Source organism: Ruegeria marina, from assembly GCF_900101475.1.
In the GTDB taxonomy this organism is placed as follows: Bacteria; Pseudomonadota; Alphaproteobacteria; order Rhodobacterales; family Rhodobacteraceae; genus Ruegeria_B; species Ruegeria_B marina.
In genome coordinates this window covers 151670-174312 of sequence record NZ_FMZV01000007.1, presented here as the reverse complement: position 1 = coordinate 174312, position 22643 = coordinate 151670, and the positions used below count along the sequence as shown (strand labels likewise).

20 protein-coding genes are annotated in these 22643 nt (G+C 63.9%); 7 read left to right on the top strand and 13 right to left on the bottom strand.

Features of this window, described 5'->3' with window-relative positions; genetic code table 11:
• Window positions 1-53: 53 nt before the first annotated feature.
• Both BLT75_RS12030 and BLT75_RS12025 read left to right on the top strand, forming a co-directional pair.
• Complete coding sequence (locus BLT75_RS12030) at window positions 54-956, top strand: complex I NDUFA9 subunit family protein (RefSeq protein ID WP_093031610.1); 903 nt, start codon at window positions 54-56, stop codon at window positions 954-956.
• A gap of 137 nt (window positions 957-1093) precedes the next feature.
• Window positions 1094-1684, top strand: coding sequence for a YqhA family protein (locus BLT75_RS12025; RefSeq protein ID WP_176827962.1), 591 nt, complete (start codon window positions 1094-1096; stop codon window positions 1682-1684).
• 311 nt (window positions 1685-1995) lie between these two features.
• On the opposite strand, the gene yidD is transcribed toward BLT75_RS12025, so the two are convergent.
• The 11 genes from yidD to BLT75_RS11970 all read right to left on the bottom strand — a co-directional run bounded on the left by yidD (window position 1996) and on the right by BLT75_RS11970 (window position 13756).
• A complete protein-coding gene (gene yidD, locus BLT75_RS12020; RefSeq protein WP_093031603.1) occupies window positions 1996-2229 on the bottom strand; it encodes a membrane protein insertion efficiency factor YidD in 234 nt (77 codons plus the stop codon).
• Between the two features lie 182 nt (window positions 2230-2411).
• A complete protein-coding gene (locus tag BLT75_RS12015) occupies window positions 2412-3800 on the bottom strand; it encodes a glutamine synthetase family protein (protein WP_093031769.1) in 1389 nt (462 codons plus the stop codon).
• Window positions 3801-3811: 11 nt separating this feature from the next.
• The gene (locus tag BLT75_RS12010; protein WP_093031599.1) at window positions 3812-5185 is read right to left on the bottom strand and encodes an aspartate aminotransferase family protein; all 1374 of its coding nucleotides are present in this window, start codon (window positions 5183-5185) and stop codon (window positions 3812-3814) included.
• Between the two features lie 77 nt (window positions 5186-5262).
• Window positions 5263-5712: an SRPBCC family protein gene (locus BLT75_RS12005; protein ID WP_093031596.1), complete on the bottom strand. Its 450-nt coding sequence runs from the start codon at window positions 5710-5712 to the stop codon at window positions 5263-5265.
• A 110-nt stretch (window positions 5713-5822) separates the two neighbouring features.
• A complete protein-coding gene (locus tag BLT75_RS12000) occupies window positions 5823-6617 on the bottom strand; it encodes an XdhC family protein (RefSeq protein ID WP_093031593.1) in 795 nt (264 codons plus the stop codon).
• Entirely contained in the window at window positions 6614-7798 is a 1185-nt protein-coding gene (locus BLT75_RS11995) for a vWA domain-containing protein (RefSeq protein WP_093031590.1), read from the bottom strand. The genes BLT75_RS12000 and BLT75_RS11995 overlap by 4 nt, the downstream gene beginning before the upstream one ends.
• Window positions 7795-8670, bottom strand: a complete 876-nt coding sequence (locus BLT75_RS11990; protein WP_093031587.1) for an AAA family ATPase — start codon at window positions 8668-8670, stop codon at window positions 7795-7797. The genes BLT75_RS11995 and BLT75_RS11990 overlap by 4 nt, the downstream gene beginning before the upstream one ends.
• A gap of 54 nt (window positions 8671-8724) precedes the next feature.
• A complete protein-coding gene (locus BLT75_RS11985; protein ID WP_093031585.1) occupies window positions 8725-11142 on the bottom strand; it encodes an aerobic carbon-monoxide dehydrogenase large subunit in 2418 nt (805 codons plus the stop codon).
• Complete coding sequence (locus BLT75_RS11980; protein ID WP_093031582.1) at window positions 11139-11633, bottom strand: (2Fe-2S)-binding protein; 495 nt, start codon at window positions 11631-11633, stop codon at window positions 11139-11141. The genes BLT75_RS11985 and BLT75_RS11980 overlap by 4 nt, the downstream gene beginning before the upstream one ends.
• A gap of 11 nt (window positions 11634-11644) precedes the next feature.
• Window positions 11645-12499, bottom strand: a complete 855-nt coding sequence (locus tag BLT75_RS11975) for an FAD binding domain-containing protein (RefSeq protein ID WP_093031579.1) — start codon at window positions 12497-12499, stop codon at window positions 11645-11647.
• A gap of 144 nt (window positions 12500-12643) precedes the next feature.
• Window positions 12644-13756 carry an MHYT domain-containing protein gene (locus BLT75_RS11970; protein WP_093031576.1) on the bottom strand — a complete coding sequence of 371 codons (1113 nt, stop codon included), beginning with the start codon at window positions 13754-13756 and terminating at the stop codon, window positions 12644-12646.
• A 152-nt stretch (window positions 13757-13908) separates the two neighbouring features.
• On the opposite strand from BLT75_RS11970, the gene BLT75_RS11965 reads away from it, so the two are divergent.
• Both BLT75_RS11965 and BLT75_RS11960 read left to right on the top strand, forming a co-directional pair.
• Window positions 13909-14862: an aminotransferase class IV gene (locus BLT75_RS11965; RefSeq protein ID WP_093031573.1), complete on the top strand. Its 954-nt coding sequence runs from the start codon at window positions 13909-13911 to the stop codon at window positions 14860-14862.
• A gap of 42 nt (window positions 14863-14904) precedes the next feature.
• Window positions 14905-15966, top strand: coding sequence for a helix-turn-helix domain-containing protein (locus tag BLT75_RS11960; protein WP_093031570.1), 1062 nt, complete (start codon window positions 14905-14907; stop codon window positions 15964-15966).
• Here the strand turns inward: BLT75_RS11960 and BLT75_RS11955 are convergent.
• On the bottom strand, window positions 15939-16907 hold the full coding sequence (locus tag BLT75_RS11955) for a GlxA family transcriptional regulator (protein ID WP_093031567.1): 969 nt from the start codon (window positions 16905-16907) through the stop codon (window positions 15939-15941). The genes BLT75_RS11960 and BLT75_RS11955 overlap by 28 nt on opposite strands.
• A 78-nt stretch (window positions 16908-16985) precedes the next feature.
• Between BLT75_RS11955 and BLT75_RS11950 the strand changes: the two genes are divergently transcribed.
• The 3 genes from BLT75_RS11950 to BLT75_RS11940 all read left to right on the top strand — a co-directional run bounded on the left by BLT75_RS11950 (window position 16986) and on the right by BLT75_RS11940 (window position 21027).
• Window positions 16986-18146, top strand: coding sequence for an acyl-CoA dehydrogenase family protein (locus BLT75_RS11950; protein ID WP_093031564.1), 1161 nt, complete (start codon window positions 16986-16988; stop codon window positions 18144-18146).
• A gap of 82 nt (window positions 18147-18228) precedes the next feature.
• A complete protein-coding gene (locus BLT75_RS11945) occupies window positions 18229-20244 on the top strand; it encodes an acetate--CoA ligase family protein (protein WP_093031561.1) in 2016 nt (671 codons plus the stop codon).
• A 3-nt stretch (window positions 20245-20247) separates the two neighbouring features.
• Complete coding sequence (locus tag BLT75_RS11940) at window positions 20248-21027, top strand: carnitinyl-CoA dehydratase (protein ID WP_093031558.1); 780 nt, start codon at window positions 20248-20250, stop codon at window positions 21025-21027.
• 97 nt (window positions 21028-21124) lie between these two features.
• On the opposite strand, the gene BLT75_RS11935 is transcribed toward BLT75_RS11940, so the two are convergent.
• The gene (locus BLT75_RS11935) at window positions 21125-22642 is read right to left on the bottom strand and encodes a malonate--CoA ligase (RefSeq protein WP_093031555.1); all 1518 of its coding nucleotides are present in this window, start codon (window positions 22640-22642) and stop codon (window positions 21125-21127) included.
• Between the last annotated feature and the right edge of the window lies 1 nt (window position 22643).

Sequence of the window (22643 nt, the reverse complement as noted above, 5' to 3'; positions counted from 1 at the left end):
TCCCATGGACGACCCCGTCTCGCGCCAATCTTTCGGGTCACATAGGTAGTGTCATGTCTAAAGATCTTTACACGGTGTTCGGTGGGACGGGGTTTCTCGGCCAAAGGATCGCAGGCCATCTGCTGGAAAACGGCCATCGGGTCCGAGTCGTGGCGCGCCGGCCGGAACGTGGGGGCGATCTACTGCAACATGCTCGGGCCGAAGCGGTCAGTGCGGACATCCTTCGACCCGAGTCCCTGTCCGCCGCGCTCCAGGGCGCTGCCGGGGCGATCAATGCGGTCAGTCTTTACCGCGAAACCCGAGACCTGACGTTCGAAAGGGTCCATTGCGAGGCGGCGTCGCAACTTGCTGCGGCGGCCATGCGGTCAGGGGTCGGCCGGTTCATCCAGATCTCGGGCATCGGTGCCGACCCCAGAGCAGCGGATGACTATATCCGCGCCCGAGGGCGGGGCGAGTCGGTGGTCCGAGACGCGTTTCCATCCGCCGTGATCGTGCGCCCGAGCGTGATGTTCGGGGAAGGGGACGCATTTCTCACCGCGATCGCGCAGACCATACGCCGACTGCCGATCTATCCGCTCTTCGGCCAGGGACTGACGCGCCTTCAGCCGGTGTATGTCGATGACGTCGCGATGGCCTGCGCGAAGCTACTTGCGGCGGCGCATGCAGAGCGCCTCTACGAATTCGGCGGGCCGAGAGTTCTGACTTATCGCCAACTCGTCGGCGAGGTTGCTCAGGCCCAAGGCCGCACAGTACACATGGTGCCCGTCCCGTTCGCGGTCTGGCGAGCGATTGCTGCAGCGGCAGATATCCTGCCTGCTGCTCCGATCACGCGATCCCAGATCGCGCTGATCGAGGAGGATAATGTCGCGTCCCGAACGGTGCCCGGTCTGTCTGCGCTGGGGATTGATGCGCGTGACATCGTGGCGGTCGCGGCGCGGCTGGGGGGGCAAAGGTAGTTCACAGATGGTCGCGCGGAATTGTGTCTTGCCAGCTTGACAAGAGGGCGGATCGTTTGCCGTGCCACCCAGAAAGCAGAGATGTGCTATGATCGCGAAGAGCAACAGAAACGGCTGAACAGAGGAGCTTGTCCAACTTGGCCCTACGTAATCTTGAACGCAATATCATAGTCAGCTCTCGCTATCTGACCGTTACTGCGGTTTTCGGTTCGCTTGCCGGCTCCGTGCTCATGTTCTTCCTGGGGGTCTACAACATCTACCTCGCCTTCTTGGGAGGCTTTCATTTTCCCTTCGAAGAGGGTGAGAGTTTCGGCGCGCAGGCCGTCATCCGAGTGATCGAGGCGCTGGACCGTTTCCTGATCGCGATCGTCCTTCTTTACTTCGCCTATGGCGTTTACACGCTATTTATTCATCCCGAGAAACCGGATTCGGACCTGGCTCTGCCGGAATGGCTCAAGGTCAGACAAATCGGACAGTTGAAACAGGTGGTCGCAGAGGTGATCATCGTGATCTTGATGGTGCTGTTTCTGCGGCTGTCGCTGCAAGTCTTCCACAAGCAAACCACGATATTGGAACCGAAACAGATCGCCACCTTGATGGTCCTGCCGGTGAGCGTCCTGTTTCTGGCCCTTGCTTTGCGGTTCGTGCAACTGCACCCCAAACCGGACATTGAAAATCATGCCGATGGCAAAGCGGGCCAGAAAGACGAGACCTGCGATCGGCGCTGAGAGGTATGACTATCGGCCAGTATGCAACCAGATCGACACAGGGCCGCCACGTGCGACGAGGATTGCGGCAAGCGCCCCGCCCGATCGCAGACAGCCGCCGATTGACATGAAGTGCAGGCGTTTCGCTTCGATGAAACACCCGGCTTGGACGGGGATACGGTGTGCGCAAGGAACTATGGCGACACGGCCCTGCGCAGCCGGAACACGCCGGCGGGACCGGTGCAAATCCGATGGATTGCCCAGAGCTTGTCAGTGATCACGGTTTGGGAGCAGTTTGCGCAGACCTGACGGCTGCCAGACCTTGGAAACAACTACTTTTCGTCGGGATCGGGAACCGGGTCGTAACCGTCTCCGCCCAGAGGATGGCATCGCCCGATGCGGCGGGCCGCAAGCCAACCGCCGCGAAGCGCGCCATGTTTTTCCAGCGCTTCCAGGGCATATGCCGAGCAGGTTGGCTGATACCGGCAGTTGAACCCGACCCAGGGGCTGAAAACCAGCCGATAGGCTCTCACCGGAAGCGCGACGATATGGGCAAGGGGGGACATGCGCGATAAATTTACCAGGTCAGCCGGAATGTTGCATCAAGATGGAGACAAGCCTGCGAAATTTAAAGGGCCAAGGGGATCCTTGCTTGAAGTCCAGGCCAGTCTCTTCGACCAGCGGGCAGTCGAGATCACTCCGATCTCGGCATCCCGACCGCCCTACAGTTCTACGAACCTGCGACGGCTCAGACGGTGTGCAGGTAGAGGTCGAAATCGAGCTTTGATACCGTGCGGCTGACTCGCGCGTATTCGGCGGCTTTGACGGCCACGAATGTCCGATGCATGTCCTCGCCAAGCGCGTCCTTGAGGAAGGCCGAGTTGCGCGCGGCATCAATGGCGGTACGCCAGTCGCGCGGCATGCGGTCGTCCTCGCCTTCTGCGTAGCCGTTGCCGGTGGTCTCGGGACCCGGATCGATCCGGTTCTTCATCCCGTGGCGGATGGCGGCAAGCACGGTTGTGGCGACCAGATAGGGGTTGGCATCCACGCCCGAAGGGCGGTGTTCGATCCGGCGCGCACGGATGTCGCCCGCCGGGATGCGCAGCGCGACCGAGCGGTTGTTCACGCCCCAGTTGGTCGAAACCGGTGCATAGCTCTGGTTGGCGAACCGTCGCCAGGAATTGGCGTGCGGGGCAAAGACCAGCATGGATTCGGCCATCGTGTCCCGCATCCCGCCAAGCGCGTGCAGGATGGTTTCGGTCCAGTTTCCCTCTTCCTCTTCGGCAAAGACATTGCGCCCGTCACGGTTCTGGAGCGAGACGTGGAAATGCATGCCCGAGCCGGCGTATTCCTCGACCGGCTTGGCCATGAAGCAGGCGGTCACGCCATGGGCGCGGGCCTGCGCGCGCACGATCCGCTTGAGCCGGATCAGGTCGTCGGCGGCCTGTAACACGTCCTCGCGGTAATGCAGCGTCAGTTCGTATTGTCCCGGCGCATATTCCGAGATCAGGGTCTCGGCCCTGATCCCGGCCAGTTCGGCGGCCTTGTAGACATCGGAGAACAGCGGCAGCATGCCGTGCAGGTGATCGACCGAATAGACCTCGGTCTTGTGCGAGCGGCGGCCATCCAGAACGTCGCGCGCGGGCTGCGCCTTGTCGTCGGCATCCAGTTCGTTGGCGAGCAGGAAGAACTCCAGCTCGAATGCGCCTGCTGGTTTCAGCCCTTCGGACGCGAGCAGTTCGACTTGACGGGCGAGCGCATGGCGCGGGTCGCTGGTCATCCTTGAGCCGTCCAGTTCGTAGAGCGACATGAACACCTCGGCCCGGGGCGGCGTGGTGTTGTGCAGCCGCTTGAGCGTGCCGGGAATGGGCCAGGCGCGCAGGTCGCCATCGCCCTGGTCCCAGATCAGACCGGTTTCGTGCACATCCTCGCCGCAGATGTCGAGCCCAAGGATCGAGATCGGCATGTGGCGGCCGGATTTGTACAGCGAGGCCAGTTCATGCCGGCGGATGATCTTGCCCCGCCCGATGCCGTTGGAATCGTGCAGGAGGATGTCGACCGCCTCGATATCCGGGTTGGCTTCGAGAAAGGCTTCGGCTTCGGCCAGGGTTGCGCCCGAGGGGCAGGGGGTGGTCATGGTCATTGTCCTCAGGCCAGAAGTTCGGTCAGGATATCGTCGAAGGCGGCGATCAGGCGGTCGATCTGTTCGTTCGAGGTGACCGGGCTGACCAGCATCATGTTGTGGAAGGGCGCAATCAGGCAGCCCCGGTTGAGCAGAGCGGTGTGGATCGCGGCTTCGAGTTCTGGTTTGTGGGCGGTCGCGGCCTCGGTTCCGTTTTTCAGGGGCCCGGGCGCGCAGATGAATTCCACCCGCGCACCGACACGCACCACATGCCAGGGCGCGCCATGCCGGGCGATACTGTCGGCCAGCCCGCTGGCAAGGCGTTCGGCGCCGGTCTCCATATGGGCATAGGCTTCGGCTGTCATCACCTGCGACAGCGTGGCGGCGAGGCAGGCGAATTGCATCGGGTTCGCCGACAGGGTGGTGCCCATGCCGGAATGTCCGCCGGGGCGGGTATCGTCATAGGTGCGCCAGGCCTTGGCCACGGCCGGGCGCAGGCCCCAGACCGCCGTCGGCATGCCGCCCGCGACGCATTTGCCGACAACGAAAATATCGGGGTCGAGCCCGTGCACGCCGGTGTACCCACCAAGGCCCGATGACAGCGTATGTGTCTCGTCGATGATCAGAAGCGCGCCATATTGCGTGGCCAGCGCGCGCAGCCCGTCGAGAAACCCAGGTTCGGGCAAGACCATGCAGCTGTTGGTCATGACCGGTTCGGTCAGGATGGCGGCAACTTCTCCTGTCTGCAACGCGGACTCGACCGAGTTCAGGTCGTTGAACTCGCAAGCAATCGCCAGTCCGGCAAGGTCGGTGACTTGTCCGGCAAGGCCGGGACGGGTCCGGGTCTGGCCTTGATGCAGTTCCACCATCGAGTCGTCGACCGCGCCATGATAGCAGCCGTGGAACACGATCACCTTGGCTTTTGCCGTGACCGCGCGGGCAATGCGCAGGGCGAACCGGTTGGCGTCTGATGCGGTGGTGGCGATCTGCCAGCGGAAGTCCCCGAATGTCTCGGTCAAGAGGGAGGCTGCCCGAAGCGCAGCCTCGGTCGGCAGCATGTAGGTCAGCCCGATGTCTGCCTGCGTGCGGATCGCTTGCGCCACCGGTTCGGGCGAATGGCCGAACATCGACCCGGTGTCGCCAAGGCAGAAATCATCGATCACATGTCCGTCGATGTCGGTCAGCCGGGCGCCGCGCGCCTCGGCCACCAGCATGGGAAAGGGCATCGGCCAGTCGCGCATCCAATGCATCGGGACGCCGTCGAGAAAGTGATCCGCGCCGGTGTCCAGCGCGGCGCGTGTCCGGGGGCGGGCGGCTGCAAAGCGTTCCTTTTCTTGCCGGGCGAGGGCGTCGATACGGTTGCTGCAAATGCCGGCAATGGTGCCTTGGATCTGTACCATGGGAGGCTCCGAAAGGATTCCCATGGTAGATGCCGCTTTTTGATCAAATTGGCAACTGGCTTGTTGCCGGTTGGTTTTCAGGCATCGACGCTGTCGACCACCTCGGCGAGTTTCTGAAAGAAGCTGGCGGCCAGTTTCTTTGCCGTGCCCTGGATCAGTCGGCTGCCGAGTTGCGCCAGTTTGCCGCCGATTTCGGCCTTGGCCTGATATGTGAGGACGGTTTTGCCATCGCTTTCAACGAGGGTGACATCGGCCCCGCCCCTGGCATGGCCTGCGGCGCCGCCATTGCCTTGTCCGGTCAGGGAAAACGCATCCGGCGCGCCGGAGGTGTCCAGTTCAACGGTCCCGCTGAACCGTGCCTTGACCGGGCCGATCTTGAGCAGGACCCTGGCTTCAAGCTCGGCATCGGATTTTTTGATCAATTCCTCACAACCGGGAATGCATTGGCGCAGGATTTCGGGGTCGTTCAAAGCGGCATAGACATGTTCCTTGGGCGCGTTGATCGTGACCTGATCGTACAGTTCCATTGGGATTCCTTCTCAGCAGCAGGGATACGTGATGCGGGCGAGGGTTTCTGCCTGTTCAGGCGTTGGTTCGGCATGGCGGACAAGCCGCTGCAACAGCGCGTGAAGGCGTCTCATGATCTTGCTTCGCGCGTCTTGTGGCGGCGTTGCTGGATCAGCCGGGCGAGGATCGAGAGAGCAATCTCTTCCGGCGTGACGGCGTCGATGGCCAGACCGGCCGGAGCGTTCACCCGGTCGAGCGTTTCGGGATCCGTACCGTCGGCTTCGAACTTGGTGCGCAGGGCGGCGAACTTGCGGCGGCTGCCGACAAAGCACAGGTGTTCGGCCGTCGCCGCCAGCGCGGCCTTGAGCGCCGGGGCGTCACCCTGGCCCTGGGTCGCGACGACGATCATGCGGCGCGCGCCTTCGGTCTTGTCGGGAAGGGCCGCCGCCGGGTCGGCCCGGGTCACGTTCCAGTCGAACTGTGGCGCCAGCCGGGCCAGCGCCTGCGCCACCGGCGAGGCGCCGTAGATCACCAGCTCGGGCAGGGGCAGGATGGGTTCGACGAAGATATCCATTGAACCGCGCGACGGGCATCCGTTGCGGGCGATCCGGGTGCCGTCGGCCTGTTCGCCCGCGGCAAGCCCTTTTTCGGCCAGCAGATCCTCGGGCATCAGGGATATGAGCTGGGGTATGCCTTCGGCAAGCGCCTGACGGGCGGCCCGCGCCAGGGCACCACGGACACAGCCGCCGCCGACCCAGCCATGCAGGATGTCGCCTTCGGCAGAAAGCAGGGCCTTGGCGCCGGGTTTCGCAGCGGTTTGGCCAAGCGTGCGGATCACGGTCGCAATCGCGAAAGGAGCGCCCGATGCACGCAGCGTTTCAGTGACGCTGGCCAGTTCGTGGTCAAGGATTTCCGCAGGGATCATAGGCGCGCAAACTCCGGTTCCAGGGCGGCGAGATCGGCAAGCCGGTTGGCGGGGTAGAAAAGGTCGAGATGGGGCAGGGCAGCCTGCATGCCGGCGGCGACCGGCGCATATCCCGTCCAGCCCTTGAGCGGGTTGAGCCAGACGATCCGGCAGCCGCGGTTGCGAAGTGCCGACAACGCGGACCCGATCCGCTTGGGCGCGTCGGTGTCGTATCCGTCAGACAGGATCAGGACGACGGTGCGACGGTTCACGAAGCGCCTGGCATAGGTCCGGGCGAACCGGTCCAGCGATGCGCCGATGCGCGAGCCGCCGCCGAAACCGTCGGCCATCAGCGACAACCGACCCAGGGCGCGCAGCGTGTCCTTGTCGCGCAGCGCCTCGGTGATCCGGACTAGCCGGGTGTGAAACAGGTAAGCATCCGCCGTGCTGTCGCTGCGCATTAGACCGGCAAGGAAGGCAAGAAAGACCTGTGCGTAAAGGGTCATCGAACCGGAAACATCGCAGAGGGCGACGATCTTCATCGGCCGGTCGGGGCGGTGCTTGCGGGGAAGGCGCAGCGGTTCGCCGCCGGTGGCCAGCGATTGCCGCATGAGACGCCGAAAATGGATGCGGTCACCCTTTTGGGCCGCGCGACGGCGCCGCGAAAGGCGGTCGCGCAGGGCGGCCCCCAGACGCCGCGCCAGGATTTCGGCCTGGGCAATCTCCTCGGGCTGCACGAGGTCGCGCAGATCGCGTTTCATCAGGCTGTTGGTCAGGCTGGCGACCAGCTTGCCGGTTCCGCCGTGCTCTGCCTCGTCCGTGCCCGCGTCGGGCGCGGTGGCCTTGCCTGCACCGGCGGCGCGGGTATTGCCATCGGCGGCGCGAGAGGAATGAACGCTGTCCTGGCCCTGTTCTTTGGGGTTGGGTATCGCCTTTTGCACCACCCGCCCGCCGTTCATCCAGTAGCTGTCGAAGAGATCGTCGAACCGATCTGACTCTTCAGCGCTGCCGGTGCAGACGGCGCGGAGCGCAAGCCGGGTCTGGCGGGGGTCGGCGGCCTGTACATGGGTGAGAGCCCTGAGGGCCAGTTCGGTCTCCATCACACCCAGCCGCAAACCGTTGGCCCGCAGATGCGCCATGAAACCCGAAAGCCGCGCCGCCGGGCCGGGGTCTCTGGCGGCGAAACGGGTGACCCGGCTCATGCGGCGCGGCCCGCCAGCCGCTGGGCCACCTCGGTCGTGATGTTTGCCCGGTCGGTTTCGGTTTTCAGCAAGGTCGCAAGGGCCGCCTGCAACGCGACGGGATCGCCGGTAATGTCGGACAGGCCGAGCCCCATCAGGGCAGCGGCAAATTCGAGCATCTCGGCGATGCCGGGGGTTTTCTCCAGCTCTTCCTTGCGCAAGGATTGCACGAACCCGACGATCTGGCCGGCCAGCACCGCCTCGATCCCCGGTTGTCGCGCGCGCAGGATGGCCAGTTCGGTTGCGCGATCGGGATAGTCCACATGCGCATAGAGGCACCGCCGTCGCAGTGCGTCCGACAGGTCGCGTGTGCCGTTGGCGGTCAGGATCACCACCGGGCGCGTGGTCGCTGATATTGTACCCATCTCGGGGATCGTGATCTGGTAGTCGGCCAGAATTTCGAGAAGATAGGCTTCGAACTCTTCATCCGCCCGGTCGATCTCGTCGATCAGGAGCACCGGCGGTTCCGTCTGGCGGATCGCTTTCAGCAGCGGACGTTCCAGCAGGAACTCGTCGGAGAACAGCCGATCCTCGACCGCGCGCCCGGTCTGGCCGTCCTCTGCCGCGGCGCGGATGGCCAGCAACTGTCGCTGATAGTTCCATTCATAGATGGCCTGCGCGGCATCCAGCCCTTCGTAACATTGCAGCCGGATCAATTGAGTCTGGCGCATGGCAGCCAGCACACGCGCGATCTCGGTCTTGCCGACGCCCGCCGCGCCTTCGATCAACAGGGGACGTCCCAGCATCAGCGCCAGATGCACGGCCATCGCGAGGTCGTCGGAGGCGACGTAGCCCTGTTTTGCCATATCGGATTGCAGATCGGTCCAGCTCATGTGCGATCTCGCGTTGGGAAACGGGTGGGCAGTGCTGCCCACCCTGTCAACTGTTCAGCCGTGCAGGCCCAGATCATCGGCGATTTTCCAGATCCGCCAATGATCATGTGGCATGTGGCTTTGCCGCAGGCCAAAGGCGCGGAACGCATCATGTACCGCGTTCGAGAAGGCCGGGACACCGCCCACGTTGGGGCTTTCGCCCACACCCTTGGCGCCGATCGGATGGTGCGGGCTGGGCGTGACCGTGTGATCGGTGGTGTAATGCGGCGTCTCCCATGCGGTCGGCAGGAAGAAGTCCATCAGTGTCCCGGTCTTGCAGTTGCCCATGTCGTCATAGGCGATTTCCTGACCCATCGCGATGGCCAGCGCCTCGGTCAGGCCACCGTGGACCTGGCCTTCGATGATCATCGGGTTGATCCGGGTGCCGCAGTCGTCCAGCGCATAGAACTGGCGGATCTGATGCTCGCCGGTATCCACATCGATCTCCATGACGCAGATATAGGCCCCGAACGGATAGGTCATGTTGGGCGGGTCGTAGTAGCTGACCGCCTCAAGACCCGGTTCGATGCCCGGAATCGCCTGGTTATAGGCGGCAAAGGCGATTTCCTTCATCGTCTTGAACCGCTCGGGCGCGCCCTTGACCACGAAGCGATCGACATCGAATTCGACGTCGTCGTCGTGAACCTCGAGCAGGTAGGCCGCGATCATCTGAGCCTTGGCGCGGATCTTGCGGCCTGCCATGGCGCTTGCAGCACCGGCAACCGGGGTCGAGCGGCTGCCATAGGTACCAAGACCGTAGGGCGCCGTGTCGGTGTCGCCTTCCTCGATGGTGATCGAATCCGCCGGGATGCCGATCTCGCTGGCGAGGATCTGGGCAAAGGTGGTCGCGTGGCCCTGGCCCTGGCTGATGGTTCCCAGCCGGGCGATGGCGCTGCCGGTCGGGTGAATGCGGATCTCGCAGCTGTCGAACATGCCGAGGCCCAGGATATCGCAGTTCTTGACCGGGCCGGCGCCGACGATCTCGGTGAAATGGGTCAGGCCGATACCCAGGAGCTTGCGGGTTTCGCCCCGTTTGAACGCCTCGACCCGTTCCGCCTGTTCCTTGCGCAGCGCGTCATAGCCGACGGCGGTCAGCGCCTTGTCCCAGGCGGTGTGATAGTCGCCCGAGTCGTATTCCCACCCCAGCGCGGACTGGTAGGGGAACTGGTCCTTGCGGATGAAATTGATGCGGCGCAACTCGGCTGCATCCATCTTCAGCTCGATCGCCAGAACCTCGATCATCCGCTCGATGAAATACGCCGCTTCGGTCACCCGGAAGGAACAGCGATAGGCCACGCCGCCGGGCGCCTTGTTGGTATAGACACCGTCAACGGCCAGATAGGCGGTGGGGATGTCGTAGGAGCCGGTGCAGATGTTCATGAACCCGGCCGGGAACTTGGTCGGGTCGGCGCAGGCGTCGAACCCGCCATGGTCGGCGGTGGTGTGGCACCACAGGCCGGTGATCTTGCCTTCCTTCGTGGCGGCGATCTTGCCCTGCATCCAGTAGTCACGGGCAAAGGCGGTGGTCATCAGGTTTTCCATCCGGTCCTCGACCCATTTCACCGGCTGGCCGGTGACGATCGAGGCGACGACAGAGCAGACGTAACCGGCATAAGCGCCGACCTTGTTGCCGAACCCGCCCCCTATATCGGGCGAGATCACGCGGATGTTGTGTTCCTCTATCCCCGAGATCAGCGAGACCACGGTGCGGATCGCATGGGGCGCCTGGAAGGTGCCCCACAGCGTCAGCTTGCCGTTCACCTTATCCATCGACGCGACGCAGCCGCAGGTTTCCAGTGGGCAGGGGTGGGTGCGATGGTAATAGATCATCTCCTCGGCCACCACGTCTGCCTCGGCGAATACCTGTTCGGTGGCGGTCTTGTCCCCGGCTTCCCAGGTGAAGATATGGTTGTGATGCTTGCGCGGGCCGTGGGCGCCGGGCGCGGCCGGATCGAGATCCTCGCGCAGGACGACATCGGATTTCAACGCCTCGAACGGGTCGGTCAGAACCGGCAGTTCCTCGTACTCGACCTCTACCAGTTCGACCGCGTCGGCGGCGACATAGCGGTCGCGCGCGATGACATAGGCGACCTCCTGCCCCTGGAAGAGCACCTTGCCGTCGGCCAGCACCATCTGCTTGTCGCCGGCCAGTGTTGGCATCCAGTGCAGGCCAAGCGGGGCCAGATCGGCGGCCGTCAGCACTGCCACGACACCGTCAAGCGCCATCGCGGCCTCGGTGTTGATGGATTTCACGCGGGCATGGGCATAGGGCGAGCGTACAAAGTCACCGTGCAGCATGCCGGGCAGTTTCAGGTCGTCGACATAGTTGCCCTTGCCCTGGGTGAACCGGGCATCCTCGACGCGCTTGCGCGAACAGCCAAGGCCCTTGAGGCCGGCGACGCGCTCTTCTCTTTCGGGGGTCATGTCGTTCATTCTGCGGCCTCCTTCGCGGCGTTCAGCTCGCTTGCAGCGGCAAGGATGGATTTCACGATGTTCTGATAGCCCGTGCAGCGGCAGAGATTGCCGGCCATGCCGAAACGGATCTCTTCTTCGGTCGGGTTGGGGTTCTCCTCCAGCAGCTTGCTGGCGCGGGTGATCATGCCCGGCGTGCAAAAGCCGCATTGCAGCCCGTGATGCTCGCGGAACGCGGTTTGCAGCACATGTGGCGCGTCCGGTGTGCCAAGCCCCTCGATCGTGGTCAGGTCCGCGCCGTTGGCCTGGGCCACGAACATGGTGCAGGATTTGACCGACTTGCCATTCACGATCACCGTGCAGGCGCCGCAATGCGAGGTTTCGCAGCCGATATGCGGGCCGGTCAGGTTCAACCTTTCGCGCAGAGTGTGGATCAGCAACTCGCGCGGTTCGGCGAGGAATTCATGGGACTTGCCGTTCACGGTCAGTTCGATATGCATCTTCTTGGGCATCTCATTCCTCCTTACGCGCGATCCCAGGCGCGGCGGATGGCGCGGGTCAGCACGGTTGCGGCGGCGTGGCGTTTGAAAGCGGCGGGGCCGCGATTGTCCTCGACCGGTTCGATGTCCGCCTGCATGGCGGCAACAGCGGCGGCGATGGCCGCGTCATCCACAGTGGTGCCGACCAGTGCGGCGCTGGCCGCCTTCGACCAGACTGGTGTATCGCTGAGGTTGGTCATCGCGATGGATGCGCTTGCGCAGACATCGCCGTTCTTCTCGATCTGCACCGCAGCGGCCGCGGTGGCATAGTCGCCGATCTTGCGCTTCTGCTTTTCGTAGGCATAGCCGCCCCTCGGTGCGGCGAAGCTGACTGAGGTCAAAACTTCGCTGTCGTCCCGATCGGTCATGTAAGCGGCGTGATAGAAGCTGCGGGCCGCGACCTCGCGGCTGCCATCTGGTCCGACCAGCGTGAATGTGGCGTCGAGGCATTGCATCAACCCCGGCATGTCGTTGCCCGGGTCGCCATTGGCGACATTGCCGCCGACCGTTCCCATGTAGCGCACCTGCGGATCGGCGATCTGCAAGGCCGCCTCGCGCAGGATCGGGGCCGCGGCAAGAAGTGCGGCACTGTCGATGATCTGATGCTGTGTGACCATGGCGCCCAGCGTGATCCGGCCGCCTTCAACGGTAATCCCGTCCAGGCCAGCGACATCCTGCAAGTCGATCAAATGCGCGATTTCGGCCATGCGCAGCTTCATCATCGGGATCAGGCTGTGCCCGCCCGCCATGACGCGCGCATCGTCGCCGTGTTCCTGTAGCAGGGCGATCACACCGCCCATGTCCTTTGGCCGATAATAGTCGAACGCCGCCGGTATCATCTTGCTTGTCCTCCCCTGCAAGGCCGAGTTCTGGCAGGGGAAGGCTGCTATGGGTCGCACAAGTCGGCGACAGGATTCACCCGAATACAGAGGGTTTGTGCACGAAATGCGAAAGGCGGCACACGAAATGCGAACCCTTTGCGGTCAGACGCCCAGCACTTCGCGCACCGCCTTGAGCCGCGCCCGGCTGACCGGCACGCGCGGCAGGCCGGGCAGGTTCATGTGGCAGATGCCATTGTCCTTGAGCCTTTCGAAACTCTCGACATAGGCGGGATTGACCAGGTAACTGCGGTGGGTCTTGGTAAAGGTGGCCGGATCGAGCCGGCGTTCCGCCTCGGTGATCGACCAGACGCAGAAATACCTTTTCCCTTGCGCGTAGATATGGGTGTAATGCCCTTCGGCGCGAATGGCGGCGACTGACCCGGCGTCGAAGAAATGCGTGCGGCCGTCCTGTTCGTAGGGGATCTGGCGGGCGAACTTGGGTGCGATCATGTCCTTGGCGGGCTGCTGCCGGATATCGGTGTCGGGCGCCAGAGCGGCCTGTATTGGCGTGACAAAGGATATTCCGGTCAGCAGGAAGGCGGCGCAAAGCACGAAGCTGGAAAGAACGACGCCTATCGCCAAGACTTCCTTGCCGATCATCGGGCCCACTTCGGTTTCGGTTCCGGTGGCGACGAAGGCGGTGCCCCAGATCGCTACGAAATGCACGACGAAGACAGCGGTTCCGAAACACACGGTTCCCAGCAGGATGTTGCGGTGGTTGCGTCGGCCATAGGCGATCCAGAAGGCTGCGATGTTGAGCGCGCAGGACCCGAGCACGGCCAGGGTGATGCCGCCGGGGGAATAGAGCGGCCGGCACAGCTGCAATCCGGCCATGCCGATGTAATGCATCGCGATGATGCCAAGTCCGACGATGATGCCTGCGCCCGCCAGGGTGGCCGGGGTTCGGCGGCGGAAATGCAGAAGCAGCAAGGCGACGCCCACCACCAGGATGGCGACCAGCGCCGAAATCAGCGTGACGGTTGCATCGAAATAGAACTCGATCGGCAATTGCAGGCCCAGCATGGCCACGAAATGCATCGACCAGATACCGCCGCCGAGCGCGATGGCGGCCATGGAGATCGCCAGCTTGCGCTGGTTCACGCTGCGCTTGGACAGGCCCTGCGTCAGCGAAAGCCCGGTAAAGCCTGCGATCATCGCAACGCACAGGGATGCGGCGACCAGCCAAAGGTTATGCGTGTAGTCGAGGATCGGCATGTCCGCGATTGATGATCCGGGTTCACTTGGATGTCATCCTAATTTGTAGTCGCGAAAGCGCGAACTGCAAATTTGCCGGGTGCCGGCCGATGCCATTGCGGATTGCCGGACCTCCTCCTAAGCTCTGCCGCGACCAGTCAGCAGGACGACAGATGACCACCGATCCCCATGCCGCCGGCAAGACGACCCATGACGCCGAGGAAGACATACGCAACCGCGATATCCTGATCTATGTGGACGGCGACCTGGTCCACAAGGACGACGCCAAGGTTTCGGTCTACGACAGCGGTTTTATGCTGGGCGATGGCATGTGGGAGGGGATGCGGCTTTATGACGGGGAATGGGCGTTCTTCGATGAGCACATGGACCGGCTGTTCAACTCGTGCAAGGCTGTGTCGCTGGACATCGGCAAGACGCCTGTGCAGATCCGAGAGATCCTTGACCGGACGGCAGCGGCGAACGGAATGACCGGTGACGCGCATTGCCGGCTGATGATCACCCGGGGGCGCAAGGCCAAGCCGTTCCAGCATCCGGGCCTGTCGAAATGGGGTCCCACCATCGTGGCGATCGTCGAGCATTCACGCCCTTCCGAGGACGTGCAGCGGCGAGGCATCCGGCTGGCCTCGGTTCCGCAGGTGCGCGGCCTGCCGCACAGCCAGGACCCCAAGTTCAACAGCCATTCCAAGCTGAACTGCGTGATCGCCTGCTTGCAGGCCGAACAGGCCGGTGCGGACGAGGCGCTGATGCTGGACCCGCACGGGTTCGTCAACACGACCAATGCCTGCAACTTCTTCATCGTGCGGCGGGGCGAGGTTTGGACCTCGACGGGGGATTACTGCATGAACGGGGTGACCCGGCAAAAGGTGATCGACCTGTGCCGCGACAACGGCATACCGGTGTTCGAGAAGAACTTCTCGCTTTACGAAGCCTATGGCGCGGACGAGGCGTTTCTGACCGGCACGTTCGGCGCGCAGACTCCGGTAGCCTCGATCGACGGCAAGCAGATCGGCGATGGCGCCGCTGGGCCGGTGATGATGCGCATCCGGGCGCTCTACAAGGAGTTGGTGGTCAGAAACGTGGCGGATCAGAAGGCAGCGCGCCTGTGAAGCGCGGTATCCCGGCCCCTGGTTCCGCGTTATGATGGCGGCATGAAACGGGACAAGGACGCACTATTCTCCGAACCTGGGCCGGATGGCCCTTATGACGCCGATCAGACGGCCGAAGACGACCTTTGGTTCCTGCCCGGTCCGGACGGGGAGGAGGCCGCCGATTTCCTGTCGCCCAGGCGCGCGGCGCCGCCCCGGCTGTTCGATCCCGGGGACTGGCGCGCGGCGCAGGCCGCGCTTGCACCGGACCTGGCTGATCTCGCTGTTCAGTTTGGTGCGCTGGATGAAAGGTTGCGGGCCGGGCATGGCGAGTGGGTTCACCGCCTTGCCTTGCTGGAAGTCGCCGATCTGGGCTGGTGGGCCGGTGACCGGATCAGTGCCGAGCGGCTGGCCTTGTGGACCGGGCTTCGACTAGGTGCGACCGGAGACGATACCCAGGCCCTTGCAAGGGCCGGGTGGGCGGTGCGGCGTCTGTGCGGAGGTCCGGCCCCCGCGGATGCCGGATGGCAGGAGGGTCTTGCGGATTTCCTGGGCCGCAGCAATACGGATGGCGACGAGCTTCCCGAGACGGTGGCCGATCTGGCCGAGGTGATGCAGGCCGCCGATGGGCTGCACCCCGCAACCGGCGCGGCGATGATGTTTCATGCGTGGATGGCGTTGGGGCAGGGGCCTTCGACAGCGGTCGAGGCAGCGGTGCTTGCCGCGCGCCATGGCGCGGCGATGGCGCGGGGATCCGCGGTGTTTCTGCCGCTTGCCCTCTCCGGTCCGGGAGCGTTGCGTGGTGCCGGCAGCCCGCAACAGAAACTGGCGGCGTGGTTGCGTGGATCGGCTCAGGCCGTGGTTGCCGCGCTGCTGCATCTGGAGCGGATCGCGGCCTGGCGTGCGCGCGCGATCGAGGCGACAGCAGATCTCAGCGGGCGCACCCCGCCCGCGCTGATCGACGTGATGACTGCTTGGCCGATCGTGACCGCGCCCCTCGCCGAGGCCAAGTCGGGCGCGTCGCGGGCGGCGGTGCAACGAAACCTGGACCTGTTCGCCCGGCGCGGTTTGATCCGTGAAATGACTGGACAGGGGCGTTACCGGGTCTGGACAGCGGCGGTCTGACCCCCGTTTCGCAAGCTGCGTGGCGGCTGCCCGAACTCGGCGCGAAAGGCGCGTGTCATCGCGCTGGCGTTCTCGTACCCGCAACGGCCGGCGATCTCGGATACCGGCTGGTCGGTTTCGGTGACGAGTTTTCTTGCGAGATTCAGCCGAAGCCGGCGATAGACGGCCTGCGGCGAGGCATCGAGTTCGGCCAGCATCCGTGCTTCCAGCGTTTTCTGGGTGCAGCCGGCGCGCCGCGCGATCTCGGCTATGGTCAACGGACGTTCGAGGTTGTCCTGCATGAGCATCACCGCCTTGTTGACCGACCGCTGCCCCACCGCGGCGGGAGTTCCGTGCGAACGGGCCGAGTCCCGGGTCATGAAGAGTTGAGCGACCTCCAGTGCCAGCAACTGTCCGTGATCCCGCCCGACCAGGTGCAGGACGAGGTCGAAGGCCGCCATCGCACCGGAACAGGTGATGCGCGGACCGTCGATCACGAAGCGTTCGCGGACCGTGTGTACCTGGGGGAAAGCCTCGGCAAAGCTCGTCAGCTCTTCCCAGTGAATCGTCGCCCGGTGCCCATCCAGAAGCCCGGCCCGCGCCAGCAGCCAGCTGCCCGTATCCAGCCCGGCGAGTGTCGGGTACCGTTTCGCCGCCGCCGTGAGCGCGCGCAGGGTGCGCCAGCCCTCGTAGGTGCGAAACCCGTAGGAGGGCATGACCACCAGCATCGACCCGCGCCCCCGGTCCAGCCGGTCATGCGGCGAAACCTGCAGTCCGGAGGAGCTGTGTACCGGCGCGCCATCTAGCGTGAGAAAGCGCCAAGCATACAAGGCGCGCCTTGACAGAGTATTCGCGGCGCGCAGCGGTTCAACGGTATTAGCCAGGCAATGGTTGGAGAATTCGTCGAACAGCAGGAAATCCATCGTCTGCGTCGGAATGCGAATTTTGGACGAACTTTGCATGGTCAACACCTAACTCTGCACGACAGAGCGATGCAAGCCGGGATTTCCTGTCTCGGAATTCGCATAAGGGAGCGCGCCATGCAATTTGGCCTGACCGAAGAACAGGAGATGATCGTCTCCACCGTCCGCAGCTTCGTGGAAAACGAGATTTACCCGCACGAGGCCGAAGTGGAGCGCACGGGCCAGGTGCCCTACGAGTTGGGGCAGGAGATCAAGCAGAAGGTGATCGACCTTGGCTTCTATGCCTGCAACTTTCCCGAGGAGGTCGGCGGCGCGGGCCTCAGCCATCTGGATTTTACACTGGTCGAGCGCGAGCTGGGGCGCGGGTCGATGGCGCTGACGCATTTCTTTGGAAGGCCGCAGAACATCCTGATGGCCTGCAATCCCGAGCAGCGCGAACGCTATCTGCTGCCGGCGGTGCGGGGCGAGCGGATGGACGCGCTGGCGATGACCGAGCCCGATGCGGGATCGGACGTGCGCGGCATGAAATGCCAGGCGGTGCGCAAGGGTGGCGACTGGGTGGTGAACGGGACGAAGCATTTCATCTCGGGCGCGGAACATGCCGATTTCTTTATCGTCTTTGTGGCGACCGGTGTGGACGAAACCCCGAAAGGGCCCAAGAAACGGATCACCGCGTTTCTGGTAGATCGAGGTACGCCAGGATTCACTGTGCGCAACGGGTACAACTCGGTCAGCCACAAGGGCTACAAGAACTGCATCCTGAGCTTCGACGACTGCCGCCTGCCGGATGCGCAGGTTCTGGGCGAGGTGGATGGCGGGTTCGCGGTGATGAACGAATGGCTTTATGCCACGCGCCTGACGGTTGGGGCCTTTTGCGTCGGTCGGGCGCGGCGCTGTTTCGACTATGCATTGAACTATGCGGCCGAGCGCAAGCAGTTCGGGCAGGAGATCGGCAAGTTCCAGGGCGTGGGGTTCCAGATCGCCGACATGATCACCGAGATCGACGCGGCCGACTGGCTGACGCTGGCCGGAGCCTGGCGTCTGGATCAGGGCTTGCCGTCGAACCGCGAGATCGCCAGCGCCAAGCTCTATGCCAGCGAGATGCTGGCGCGGGTCACCGATACGACCTTGCAAATCTATGGCGGCATGGGGCTGATGGACGATTTCCCGATCGAGCGGTTCTGGCGCGATGCGCGTGTCGAGCGGATCTGGGATGGCACCAGCGAGATCCAGCGCCACATCATCAGCCGCGACCTGTTGCGTCCGTTGGGGGCATGATGCCGCACGGGTGTATTCGCGCGGACGTGCGACGCCTCCGGCGGGAGTATTTGGGAAAAGATGAAATGGCAGGGAGCGTGTCATGACGAAAGGTTTGTCGCGCTTGTTCCGGCCGCGCTCGATCGCGGTGATCGGCGGCGGCGCCTGGTGCCGGCAGGTGATCGTGCAATGCCGGCGCATGGGGTTTGACGGGACGATCTGGCCGGTGCATCCCAAGGCGACAGAGGTCGAGGGGATTTCGGCCTTTGCCCGACTGGAGGATCTGCCCGAAGCGCCCGATGCAACCTTTGTCGGGATCAATCGTCACGCGACCATAGAGGCGTTGCGCGCGCTCTCGGCCATGGGGGCAGGGGGGGCGGTCTGTTTCGCCAGCGGGTTCTCCGAGGCTGTGGCCGAGGATGAAACGGGCGGCGATTTACAGGCCGAACTCGTGGCGGCGGCCGGGGGGATGCCATTCCTCGGCCCCAACTGCTACGGCTTTGTCAATGCGCTCGACGGTGCGCTCTTGTGGCCCGACCAGCATGGTTGCGCGCGGGTCGAGCGCGGGGTTGCGATCCTGACGCAAAGCTCGAACATTGCCATAAATCTGACCATGCAGCAGCGCGGCCTGCCCATCGCCTATGTGGTGACCTGCGGGAACATGGCGCAAACGAGCCAGGCGCAGATCGCCGCCGGGCTGCTGGATGATCCGCGCGTTACCGCGATCGGGCTGCATATCGAAGGGTTTGGCAACTTGCGCGACTGGGAGGCGCTGGCGGCCAAGGCCCATGCAAGGGGTGTGCCGCTGGTGGCGCTCAAGGTAGGCGCCTCGGAACAGGCGCAGCAGGCGACGATATCGCATACCGCGTCGCTGGCGGGCAGCGATGCGGGCGCGCAGGCCTTGCTGGACCGGTTGGGGATTCCGCGTCTGGGCGCCCTGCCGGATTTGCTGGAGACATTGAAGCTTCTGCATTGTCACGGTCCATTGTCGGGGGCGGATATTGCCTCGATAAGCTGTTCGGGCGGCGAAGCCAGCCTGATTGCCGACATGTGCGTTGGCATGCGCTTGCGATTCCCGAAGCTCACGATGCGGCAGCGAGGTGAATTGCGCGCGGCTCTCGGGCCGATGGTGGCACTCAACAACCCGCTGGATTATCACACCTATATCTGGCGCGACACCGATGCGATGGCGGCGGCCTGGGCGGGGATGACCGGAGACGGGATCGCCCTCACTTTTTCGATCGTCGATTACCCGGTCACAGATACGACCGATTGGACCTGCGCCACGCAAGCAGCGCTGAAGGTGCGCGCCGATACCGGGGCGCCCTTTGCCGTGGTGGCGACGCTGCCGGAACTGATGCCTGCCGAAACAGCCGCCGAATTGATGGCGGGTGGCGTGGTGCCCTTCACGGGGTTGCGCGAGGCGCTGGCGGCGGCCGAGGCGGCGGCATATATCCGCCCGCCCTGTCCCCAACCGCTGTGTCTGCCGGGCTCCGCCGAAGCAACGCAGACCGTAGGCGAAGCAGAGGCCAAGACAGCGCTTGCCGCGCATGGCCTGTCGGTGCCGCGCAACCGTCTAGCCGGTGGTGCGGCTGAAATCGAGCAGGTGGTCGCCGATCTGCGGGAACCTTTTGCCGTCAAGGGAACCGGACTTGCGCACAAGTCGGAACACGCGGCAGTGAGGCTGGGTATTCCGGCGGCGGATGTGGCTCGGGTCGCGTCCGAAATTGGCACCGCCGAGGTCCTGATCGAAGAGATGGTCAGCGATGCAGTGGCCGAACTGCTGGTCGGAGTGGTGCGCGACCCGGCACATGGGTTTGTACTGACCCTGGGCGCCGGAGGCATCCTCACCGAATTGATGCGGGACACGGTATCCTTGCTGGTTCCTGCCGCGCCCGCCGACGTGCGGGCCGGGTTGGAGAGCTTGCGCATCGCGCCGCTGCTGGCGGGGTATCGCGGCAAGCCCGGGGCGAACATGCAGGCGATCCTCGATGCGGTGCAGGCGGTGCAGGACTATGTGCTTGCTCATGCCGAGACGCTGGGCGAGGTTGAGATAAATCCGCTTCTGGCCACACCGGACCGGGCCGTGGCGGTGGATGCTTTGATAAGAAAGGGCTGACGGATGAACCCCATCAAGACACGCCGCGACGGCGCCATTCTCGAGGTCACGCTGGACCGGCCCAAGGCCAATGCGATCGATCTGGCCACCAGCCGGATCATGGGCGAGGTGTTTCGCGCCTTCCGCGACGATCCCGAGTTGCGGGTGGCGATCCTGACCGGGGGCGGGGAAAAGTTCTTTTGCCCCGGCTGGGATCTGAAGGCCGCAGCCGATGGCGATGCGGTGGATGGTGACTATGGTGTCGGCGGGTTCGGCGGCTTGCAGGAACTGCGCGACATGAACAAGCCGGTGATTGCTGCCGTCAACGGCATCGCCTGTGGGGGCGGGCTGGAACTGGCGCTGTCGGCGGACATGATCATCGCCGCCGATCATGCCACTTTCGCGCTGCCGGAAATCCGCTCTGGCACGGTGGCGGATGCTGCCAGCGTCAAGCTGCCCAAGCGCATCCCCTATCACATCGCGATGGAGCTCTTGCTGACCGGGCGCTGGTTCGATGCCGAGGAGGCGCATCGCTGGGGGCTGGTGAACGAGATCGTGCCGGGCGCGCAACTCCTTGATCGCGCTTGGGAATTGGCGCGTCTCCTCGCAAGCGGCCCGCCGCTGGTCTATGCCGCGATCAAGGAAATCGTGCGCGAGGCCGAGGACGAAAAGTTCCAGGACACGATGAACAAGATCACCAAACGGCAGCTGCGCACGGTGGATGTGCTCTACTCTTCCGAGGATCAGCTGGAGGGCGCCCGCGCCTTTGCCGAGAAACGCGACCCGGTCTGGAAAGGACGCTGAGGCCCCGAATTGACCGTTTTGTACCGGCTGAAACACCCCTTTCTGACCGTTTGTACAAATGGTCAGAAAGGGGAATAGGACGCAACCGCCTTGCCTCTCACCTTGGCTGGAACATGTCCTTGTACTGCTCGCGCAGGATGTTCTTTTGCACCTTGCCCATGGTGTTGCGGGGCAGTTCGTCCAGCACGAGCAGCTTGCGGGGATGTTTGAACCGGGCCAGCGCCGCGCCCACGGTCTGCATGATCGCGTCGGTGTCGGGCGTCTGGCCGGGACGGGGCACCAGGATGCCCAGCACGGTTTCGCCGAAATCGGGATGCGGCACGCCGATCACCGCGCTTTCCAGCACGCCGGGTTGGTCGTCGAGCAGCAGTTCGATCTCCTTGGGGTAGATGTTGTAGCCGCCCGAGATGATCAGGTCCTTGTTGCGGCCGACGATGGTGACATAGCCGTCGGCATCGACAAAGCCGACATCGCCGGTGATGAAGAACCCGTCTGCGCGCAGTTCGGCGGCGGTTTTCTCGGGCATCTGCCAATAGCCCTTGAACACGTTTGGTCCGCGCACCTCGATCTGACCGATCTCGCCTTGTGGCAGGGGTTCGCCGGTCTCGGGGTTTGTGATCTTCAGTTCGACGCCCGGCAGGGGAAAGCCCACCGTGCCCGCCCGGCGTTCGCCGTCATAGGGGTTCGAGGTGTTCATGTTGGTCTCGGTCATCCCGTAGCGTTCCAGGATGCGGTGACCGGTGCGCTCTTCGAACTGGATATGGGTTTCGGCCAGCAGGGGGGCGGAGCCCGATACGAAGAGGCGCATGTGCTGCGCCAGGTCGCGGGTGAACCGGGCATCGCCCAAAAGGCGGGTGTAAAAGGTCGGCACGCCCATCATCGCGGTGGCGCGAGGCAATAGCGCAATGATCTGGTCGAGGTCGAATTTAGGCAGGAAGATCATGCTGCCGCCGGTGATCAGAACGATGTTGGTGGCCACGAACAGCCCGTGCGTGTGAAAGATCGGCAGGGCGTGCAGCAGCACGTCCTCGGCGGTGAAGCGCCATTCCTGCGCCAGGGTTTCCGCGTTCGACAGCAGGTTGTCCTGGGTCAGCATGGCGCCCTTGGAGCGGCCGGTGGTGCCCGAGGTATAGAGAAAGGCCGCCAGATCCCCGCCTTCGCGGTCGACCGTTTCGAACGTCGCCGGCATGTTTACTGCGCGGTCGGTCAGGCTGCCGGAGCCGTCGGCATTCAAAGTCTCGATCCGCGCGCCAAGCTTGTCGGCGACGGGTGCCAAGATATCCAGGATGCGGCCATCACAGACAACCAGAGCCGCGCCGCTGTTTTCGATGAAATAGCTCAACTCGTCTGCCGTGTAGGCGGTGTTCAATGGCAGAAATATCAATCCGGCCTGCGCGCAGGCGGCGTAGAGCGCAAGCGCCTCGGGTGACTTTTCCACCTGGGCCGCGACGCGGTCGCCCGGTTTCAACCCAAGGTCCACGATGGCATTCGCCATCTGCGCGGCCTGTTCGAGGAACTGGGCATGCGTGATGGTCTGACCATCGGACAGATGAAGGAATGGCGTTTGTTTGCCGGCATAGGTGCCAAACAGGCGATCATAGAGGGGATTTGCCATC